The organism is Phytobacter sp. RSE-02, from assembly GCF_040578655.1.
Classification (GTDB): domain Bacteria; phylum Pseudomonadota; class Gammaproteobacteria; order Enterobacterales; family Enterobacteriaceae; genus Phytobacter; species Phytobacter diazotrophicus.
Genome location: NZ_JBEULY010000010.1, coordinates 161,185 through 170,236 on the forward strand (window position 1 = coordinate 161,185; position 9,052 = coordinate 170,236).

The following is a 9,052-nucleotide window of genomic DNA, read 5'->3' on the forward strand; positions in this document are numbered from 1 at the left end:
AAAAAATCATACAAATCGCACTTGAAAGCATAATATCTTTAGATATCAGTTTCCTGGCGTTTTACCTGCTGCCATACCTCTTCCATCGCTTCCAGGTCGATTCCGCTCATTTCCAGGCCGCGAGCGGCAACGATCCGCTCAACTTCGCGGAAACGACGTTCAAATTTCAGGTTCGCTTTTTGCAAGGCGACTTCCGCTTTTACCCCCAAATGACGCGAAAGATTGACCGTTGCGAACAACAAATCGCCCATCTCTTCTTCCAGTTTCGCCTCATCCACGACAGCCTGTTTTGCCTCATCCATCACTTCGTCGATTTCTTCGTAGACTTTGTCCAGCACCGGCCCCAGGGAGGTCCAGTCAAAGCCCACGGTTGCGCAGCGCTTCTGGATTTTGTGGGCACGCATCAATGCCGGGAGGCTATGAGGAATGTCATCCAGCGCGGAATGCTGTGACTTTTCGGCGCGTTCAGCGCTTTTAATTTGCTCCCAGCGGGCCAGCACTTCACTGCTGTTTTCCGCCTGCGCGTCACCAAAAATATGCGGATGACGGCGCTCCAGCTTGTCACTGATGGCCGCACACACATCGTCGAAGTTGAACAGATTTTGCTCCTGGGCCATTTGTGCATAAAACACCACCTGGAACAGTAAATCGCCTAATTCGCCGCGTAAATCGTCGAAATCCTCGCGGGAAATGGCATCCAGCACTTCGTACGTTTCTTCCAGGGTATAGGGTGCGATGGTGGCAAAGGTCTGTTCTTTATCCCACGGACAGCCATTTTCCGGATCGCGCAGACGTTGCATGATACCCAGCAGGCGGGTGATTTGAGTCATAGTTCTGTCCTGATGAAAAAAAATGCCGGGTGGCGGCGTCGCCTTACCCGGCTTACAGAAGAGTGGATTTAACCGCCGTGCAATCGACGCGCGTCGATAACGTCCGGCACCTGGTTCAGCTTGCCAAGCACACGGCCCAGCACCTGCAGGTTGTAGATTTCAATATTCATATCGATAGTGGCCAGTTGCTCTTTGGTATCACTGCGGCTGGCGACGCCCAGAACGTTAACTTTCTCGTTAGCGAGAATGGTCGTGATATCGCGCAGCAATCCGCTGCGATCGTTGGCGGTCACACGCACCACCAGCGAGTAACCTGCCGAGTAGCTTTCCCCCCACACTGCATCGACGATGCGCTCAGGCGCGTGGGTGCGCAGCTCTTCGAGTTGGTCACAGTCCGCCCGGTGAATAGAAATCCCACGGCCCTGGGTGATAAAACCAACAATGTCATCACCGGGGATCGGCTGGCAGCAGCGCGCAATGTGATGCATCAGGTTACCCACCCCTTCCACCACTACCCGGCCATTATCTTTGCTGCGATTTTGCGGCGCGTAGGTTTTCTGCTGCAACTGTTTCAGTGCCGCGGCATCCTGCTCTTCCGCGCTCGGCTTGTTGAACTGCGACTGCAGGAAGTTGACCATCTGGTTGAGGCGAATATCGCCGCCGCCAATCGCCGCCAGCAGCTCTTCCAGATCGTTAAAGTTGTAACGCGGCAGTAGCTGTTTTTCTGCCTCTTTCAAGCTGATACCGAGATGTGCCAGTTCGTCATCAAGGATCTGACGCCCTGCCAGGACGTTTTTATCCCGATCCTGCTTACGGAACCAGGCGTGGATTTTGGAACGGCCACGGCTGGTAGTAACGTACCCCAGGTTCGGGTTCAGCCAGTCACGACTCGGGTTCGGCTGCTTCTGGGTGATGATTTCTATCTGATCGCCCATCTGCAACTGATAGGTGAACGGTACGATACGTCCGCTGATTTTCGCCCCAATGCAACGGTGCCCCACATCGCTGTGGATATGGTAAGCGAAGTCGAGCGGCGTGGAGCCGGCAGGCAAATCCACCACGTCGCCTTTCGGCGTAAACACATAGACCCGATCATCGAACACCTGGCTGCGTACCTCGTCGAGCATTTCGCCCGAATCGGCCATCTCTTCTTGCCAGGCAATCAGTTTACGCAGCCACGCGATGCGGTCTTCATAACCACGCCCGCCGCTGTTGGTGCCTGTCGTTGCGCCCTCTTTATACTTCCAGTGCGCGGCCACGCCCAGCTCGGCGTCTTCATGCATCTGCCGGGTACGAATCTGGATTTCTACGGTTTTGCCCCCCGGCCCTAAAACTACCGTGTGGATAGACTGGTAGCCGTTCGGTTTCGGATTCGCGACATAATCATCGAACTCATCCGGCAGGTGGCGATAATGGGTGTGGACGATACCGAGCGCGGCATAGCAATCCTGCAGACGCTCGGCAACGATGCGCACCGCCCGGACATCAAACAGTTCATCGAAGGCGAGATGCTTCTTCTGCATTTTGCGCCAGATGCTGTAAATATGCTTAGGACGGCCATAAACCTCGGCTTTTACGCCCTCTTCTTTCATTTCTGAACGCAGGTGCCCAACAAACTCTTCAATATAGTGTTCGCGGTCGATACGGCGCTCATGCAGCAATTTGGCGATGCGTTTGTATTCCGCCGGATGCAGATAGCGGAAGCAGTAATCTTCCAGTTCCCATTTGAGCTGGCCGATCCCTAAGCGGTTGGCCAGCGGCGCGTAGATGTTTGTACACTCTTTCGCCGCCAGCACGCGTTCGTCTTCCGGCGCTTCTTTCACTTCACGCAGATGGGCAATACGTTCGGCAATCTTGATGACGACACAGCGGAAATCGTCCACCATCGCCAGCAGCATACGCCGCACGTTATCCACCTGCTCAGAGGAGACGGAATCGGTATGGGTGGCTTTCAACTGCCGAATAGCCGCCATATCCCGGACGCCATGGATAAGCTCGACAATCGATTTGCCCACGCTTTCACGCAGGGTATCTTCACTGACGACATCGGCATCTGCCAGCGGGAACAGCAGCGCCGCTCGCAGCGTATCGAGATCCATACTGAGCATGGAGAGGATTTCCACCATCTCAACACCGCGCCATAACAGCAGATCGGCGTGAGGATGTCCCTGTGTTTGTCGCAGACAATATTCCCAGGTTTCGGCTAAGCGTTCACACGACGGCTGGCTGGAGATACCCAGACTGGCGATCCACTTCTTAGGATCGAATTCACCCGCTTTGTTCAAATGCGCACTTCTTACCGCAACCATTGTCCTCTCCTTTAAGGGACCGAGCCTGTCGAACTCGACAAGCCGAAATTAATCACTTGTGCTCGAATAACACCATGGATTCCAGATGCCCAGTGTGCGGGAACATATCCAGCATCGCCAGCCGCTTAATCTGGTAACCCGCATTGACTAACGCTTCGCTGTCACGCGCGAGCGTCGCCGGATTACAGGAAACATACACTACTTTGCCGGGCGCTAATTTTACAATGTATTGCATAACACCAGCGGCACCCGCACGAGCGGGATCAAGAAGTATTTTATCAAAACCCTGACGCGCCCACGGCTGCTTTGTGACATCTTCTTCCAGATTTTCGTGAAAAAAGGTCACGTTCTGCAAACCATTTTGTCGGGCATTTTCACGCCCTTTCGCGACCAGTTCGCCAACCCCTTCAACGCCCACCACGCTTGCCGCCATTTTTGCCAACGGTAAGGTAAAATTGCCCATCCCACAGAAAAGATCCAGTACGCGCTCGTCCGGCTGCACATCAAGCCATGCCAGCGCACGGGCAACCATTTGCTGATTTACGCCGTCATTGACCTGAATAAAATCCCGCGGGCTGAACGTTAAGCGTAGCCCGTCAGCGTTATACCAGGGAGATTCTCCCGTAACCTGTTCAAGTATCTCGCTTTCGGGCGCCAGAAAAAGCGCCAGTCCCTCGGAATGCGAAAAGCGTTCCAGTTTTTCCCGGTCAGCAGCACTCAGCGGCGCTGTATGGCGCAAAACCATCAGCGGACCATTATCCGCCAACACCAGTTCAACATGCCCCAAATGGCGCACCGCTTTTAGGCTCGCCAGACAGGTGTGCAAGGGCGCAAGTAATGCCTCAAGACGGGGCACCAGGACCGGGCAACGTGAGACGTTAATGATGTCGCTGGCATTTGCCTTACGAAACCCCATCTCCAGACGCTGAGTTTTAGGCTGCCAGCTTAGACTCAGGCGCGCCCGACGCCGATAGGCCCAGGGCGACGCGCAGATAATCTCTTCGACATCGTGCTTCATTAAACGGGCAAGGGCGGCGCTTTTGCTACGCTGTTGCAGGACCACGCTCGCATGCTGCTGCTGGCAGCCGCCGCAGACCCCGAAATGAGGACATACCGGCGCAACACGGTCAGGACTGTCGTTCAGACGGCGTTTTACTTCACCCCGAGCAAACTGTCGCTTGTCTTCAATCAGGGTAATTTCCGCCGTTTCTTGCGGCAACAATCCGGGGATAAACAACGCCTTACCATTATGTCGCGCAACCCCCTGCCCAAAGGGATCGAGGTCGTTTACTGTGACAGTTATGATCTGACGCGTCGTCACGCGCCGTTTTGCAGAGTAGAATTGCGCCATTGCCGAGAATTTTCTCAATTACAGATAATGGCCACATTCTCCCATAACGGAACCCCATGACCAACTACAGCCTGCGTGCGCGCATGATGATCCTGATCCTCGCCCCGACCGTATTGATCGGTGTGCTGTTGAGTATCTTCTTCGTCGTTCACCGCTATAACGACTTACAGCGTCAACTGGAAGACGCAGGTGCCAGTATCATTGAACCGCTCGCCGTCTCCAGCGAATACAGCATGACGTTGCAAGACCGTGAGGCTATTGGGCAACTGATTAGCGTATTGCACCGTCGCCATTCCGAAATCGTGCGCGGCATTTCCATTTATGATGAGCAAAATCATCTGTTCGTTACCTCAAATTTTCAACTCGATCCGGGTGAGTTACGCCTCGCAGACGGGTCTGCACTCCCCCGGCGATTAAGCGTAACGCGTAAAGGAGACCTGATGATCCTGCGCACGCCTATCATCTCGGAGGGTTACTCGCCGGATGAGTCCGCCATATCCGATGCCAAGCCCGCCGGTAATATGCTGGGGTATGTGGCGCTGGAACTGGATCTCAAATCCGTTCGTCTGCAACAGTACAAAGAAATTTTCATCTCAAGCCTGATGATTTTGTTCTGTATCGGTATTGCGCTCATTTTCGGCTGGCGACTCATGCGCGATGTCACCGGGCCGATTCGCAATATGGTTAACACGGTTGACCGTATCCGCCGCGGCCAACTGGACAGCCGGGTGGAAGGGTTTATGCTCGGCGAGCTGGACATGCTTAAGAACGGCATTAATTCAATGGCAATGTCGCTGGCGGCCTATCACGAAGAGATGCAGCACAATATCGATCAGTCCACCTCGGATCTGCGCGAAACCCTGGAGCAGATGGAGATCCAGAACGTTGAACTGGACCTGGCGAAAAAGCGCGCCCAGGAAGCGGCGCGTATTAAATCTGAGTTTCTGGCCAATATGTCGCACGAGCTGCGTACGCCGCTCAACGGGGTTATCGGTTTCACCCGCCTGACGCTGAAATCGGAGCTGAATCCCACCCAGCGCGACCATATGCTGACCATTGAACGCTCGGCCAACAACCTGCTGGCTATCATCAACGATGTGCTTGATTTTTCGAAACTTGAAGCCGGGAAACTGATTCTGGAGAGTATCCCGTTCCCGTTACGCAGCGCGCTGGATGATGTGGTGACGTTGCTGGCGCATTCCGCCCACGATAAGGGGCTGGAGCTGACGCTAAATATCAAAAATGATGTGCCGGATAACGTCATTGGCGACCCGCTGCGACTGCAACAGGTGATCACCAATCTGGTGGGCAATGCCATCAAATTCACCGAAAACGGTAATATCGATATCCACGTTGAACGGCGCTCGATAAGTAACAATAAAGTGCAAATTGAGGTGCAAATCCGCGATACCGGGATTGGTATTCCGGAGCGGGATCAGTCGCGCCTGTTCCAGGCATTCCGCCAGGCCGATGCCAGTATTTCACGTCGCCACGGCGGTACCGGCCTGGGGCTGGTTATCACCCAACGGCTGGTCAACGAAATGGGTGGCGACATCTCTTTCCACAGCCAGCCTAATCGCGGCTCCACCTTCTGGTTCCATATCAACCTGGACCTGAACCCGAACGCGGTTTCCGAAGGCCCTGTTACCGGTTGTCTGGCGGGTAAACGCCTTGCCTATATCGAACCGAACGCCGCCGCGGCACAAAGCACGCTGGATGTACTGAGCACCACACCACTTGAGGTAATTTACAGTCCGTCGTTCTCAGCGCTACCGCCGGATCACTATGACATTCTGCTGTTGTCTGTTCCGGTCACGTTCCATGAACCGCTGACCATGCAGCATGAGAAACTCGCTGCCGCCGCGGCGATGACCGATCATCTGCTGCTGGCGCTGCCCTGCCACGCCCAGATTAACGCCGAAGCGCTGAAACAAGATGGCGCGGCGGCTTGTCTGCTCAAACCGTTAACCTCAACGCGACTGCTGCCCGCCCTGACAGAGTATTGCTGTTCAACCCGTCAGATGGACTCGGTAGATATGAGCAAGCTGCCGATGACGGTGATGGCGGTGGATGACAACCCTGCCAACCTGAAATTGATCGGTGCGCTGCTTGAAGACCAGGTGCAACAGGTTGAATTGTGCGACAGTGGACCTCAGGCGGTGGAAAGGGCCAGGCAGATGCAGTTCGATCTCATTTTGATGGATATTCAGATGCCAGGCATGGACGGTATCCGCGCCTGTGAGTTGATTCACCAGCTTCCGCATCAACAGCAAACGCCGGTGATTGCGGTGACCGCCCATGCTATGGCGGGGCAGAAAGAGAAGCTGCTGAGCGCAGGCATGAATGACTATCTGGCAAAGCCGATTGAAGAAGACAAGCTTTACAATTTGCTGCTGCGCTACAAGCCCGGCGCGCTGGCCAGTAATGTTGTTGCAGCGCCGGAGCCTGTCGAACCCGATGTGCCGGCGGATGTGACGCTGGACTGGCAACTGGCGCTGCGTCAGGCGGCGGGAAAACCGGATCTGGCGCGCGAGATGCTGCAAATGCTGGTGGCTTTCCTGCCTGAGATTCGCAACAAAGTGGAAGAACAACTGGTTGGCGAGGCGCCAGAAGGGTTGCTGGATCTGATTCACAAACTACATGGAAGCTGTGGTTACAGCGGCGTACCGCGGCTGAAAAACCTCTGTCAGCTTATTGAGCATCAGTTACGCAGCGGTGTGCCTGCTGAGGAACTGGAACCGGAGTTTCTGGAACTGCTTGATGAGATGGATAACGTTACCCGCGATGCCCGTAAAATGATGGGATAATCCTGATACCCTCTCCCACAAGAGAGGGTAATAACCAGGACAAAGCGTTTTATCTGCCCTGCCCAATTTTCAGTACAGCCGCCACGTTACGCGCGGTCATACGCACGTTTTCACCGGCGTTGGCCAGCGCATCTTCCAGCGTACAAATTTTATAAATCACGCTGAAAACCGCATCGATACCGTGATCGTGCACAACACCCACATCCGCCGTCAAACTACCCGCAATGCCAATAACCGGCACGTTATAGCGTTTCGCCACTTTCGCAACGCCAACCGGCACTTTGCCGTGCACCGTCTGGCTATCAATACGACCTTCGCCAGTGATCACCAGGTCGGCATCAGCAACATGTTTATCCAGCGCTAACGCATCGGTCACGATTTCAATACCCTGACGCAGTTCCGCGCCGCAGAATGCGTACAGCGCAGCACCCATTCCCCCTGCCGCGCCACCACCTGCAAGGTTCAGCACATCCTGATCCAGATCGCGGGCAATGATCTTCGCATAGTGCCCCAGCGCCTGATCCAGCCGGGCGATCATTTTCGGTGTCGCGCCTTTTTGCGGACCGAAGATTGCCGAAGCTCCCTCTTTACCCGTCAGCGGGTTCGTCACATCGCAGGCCACTTCAATGCGGCACTGCGCAAGACGTTTGTCCAGCTCACGAATATCGATCCTGGCGAGCGTTTCCAGTGCCGCACCGCCCGGGCCAATCTGCTGGTCTTCGTTATCCAGCAATTTCGCCCCCAGCGCCTGCACCATCCCCGCTCCACCGTCGTTGGTGGCGCTGCCGCCAATCCCGATGATGATATGCTTTACGCCTGCGTCCAGCGCATGGCGAATCAGCTCGCCGGTTCCCCATGAGGTGGTGACAAGCGGATCGCGTTGCGCGGGTGGCACCAGTTCAAGGCCACTGGCCGCCGCCATCTCGATAAATGCACATTTTTCGTCGCCTGACAGGCCATAAAATCCGTCGACGTGTTCGCCAAGCGGGCCTTTGACTGTAACCGAAACGATGCGCCCGCAGGTCGCGGCAACCATGGCTTCAACCGTCCCTTCTCCACCATCCGCAACCGGCAATTTTACATATTCAGCCGTCGGGAAAATTTCGCGAAACCCGCTTTCAATCGCGGTCGCCACATCCAGAGCACTCAAACTTTCTTTATAAGAGTCAGGTGCGATAACTATTTTCATAAGCCATCCTTACGCATATTCACTGCCGCAAGCATATACCCGGAAGCTTCTGGAAAATGCCAGCCCGGGCATGGGCTGGCAATTCCATTAACGCACCATGCAAGGACGTTTGTTGTCGAACGTCCAGCCGGGGATAAGGTACTGCATCCCCATTGCATCGTCGCGCGCGCCCAGACCGTGTTTCTGATACAGCTCGTGCGCCTTCATCACCTGATCCATATCCAGCTCCACGCCCAGACCCGGCGTTGTCGGCACCTGCACCATCCCGCCTTTAATCTCAAACGGCTCTCGGGTCAGACGCTGGTTGCCTTCCTGCCAGATCCAGTGGGTGTCGATGGCGGTGATTTTACCCGGCGCCGCGGCCGCCACGTGGGTGAACATCGCCAGTGAGATGTCGAAGTGGTTGTTGGAGTGGGAGCCCCAGGTCAGGCCGAACTCGTGGCACATCTGCGCCACACGCACGGAGCCCTGCATGGTCCAGAAGTGCGGGTCCGCCAGCGGGATATCCACCGACTGCAGCGACAGCGTGTGCCCCATCTGACGCCAGTCGGTGGCAATCATGTTGG

6 protein-coding genes are annotated in these 9,052 nt (G+C 55.3%); 1 reads left to right on the forward strand and 5 read right to left on the reverse strand.

Going from position 1 to position 9,052, the window contains the following annotated elements:
- Positions 1-38 precede the first annotated feature (38 nt).
- The 3 genes from mazG to rlmD all read right to left on the reverse strand — a co-directional run bounded on the left by mazG (position 39) and on the right by rlmD (position 4,490).
- Positions 39-830 carry a nucleoside triphosphate pyrophosphohydrolase gene (mazG, locus tag ABU190_RS19980; protein WP_108700705.1) on the reverse strand — a complete coding sequence of 264 codons (792 nt, stop codon included), beginning with the start codon at positions 828-830 and terminating at the stop codon, positions 39-41.
- Positions 831-898: 68 nt separating this feature from the next.
- Positions 899-3,139 (reverse strand): GTP diphosphokinase, encoded by a 2,241-nt coding sequence (gene relA, locus ABU190_RS19985; protein WP_039077703.1) that lies wholly within the window; start codon positions 3,137-3,139, stop codon positions 899-901.
- 52 nt (positions 3,140-3,191) lie between these two features.
- Positions 3,192-4,490 (reverse strand): 23S rRNA (uracil(1939)-C(5))-methyltransferase RlmD, encoded by a 1,299-nt coding sequence (gene rlmD, locus ABU190_RS19990; RefSeq protein WP_354692226.1) that lies wholly within the window; start codon positions 4,488-4,490, stop codon positions 3,192-3,194.
- 56 nt (positions 4,491-4,546) lie between these two features.
- Between rlmD and barA the strand changes: the two genes are divergently transcribed.
- Positions 4,547-7,297 (forward strand): two-component sensor histidine kinase BarA, encoded by a 2,751-nt coding sequence (gene barA, locus ABU190_RS19995; protein ID WP_039077705.1) that lies wholly within the window; start codon positions 4,547-4,549, stop codon positions 7,295-7,297.
- A gap of 49 nt (positions 7,298-7,346) precedes the next feature.
- Here barA and ABU190_RS20000 read toward each other — a convergent pair whose 3' ends face one another.
- On the reverse strand, positions 7,347-8,486 hold the full coding sequence (locus ABU190_RS20000; protein WP_071193826.1) for a glycerate kinase: 1,140 nt from the start codon (positions 8,484-8,486) through the stop codon (positions 7,347-7,349).
- Positions 8,487-8,573: 87 nt separating this feature from the next.
- Positions 8,574-9,052, reverse strand: a 479-nt coding sequence (locus ABU190_RS20005; protein ID WP_354692227.1) for an enolase C-terminal domain-like protein, incomplete at its 5' end; no start/stop codon positions are given.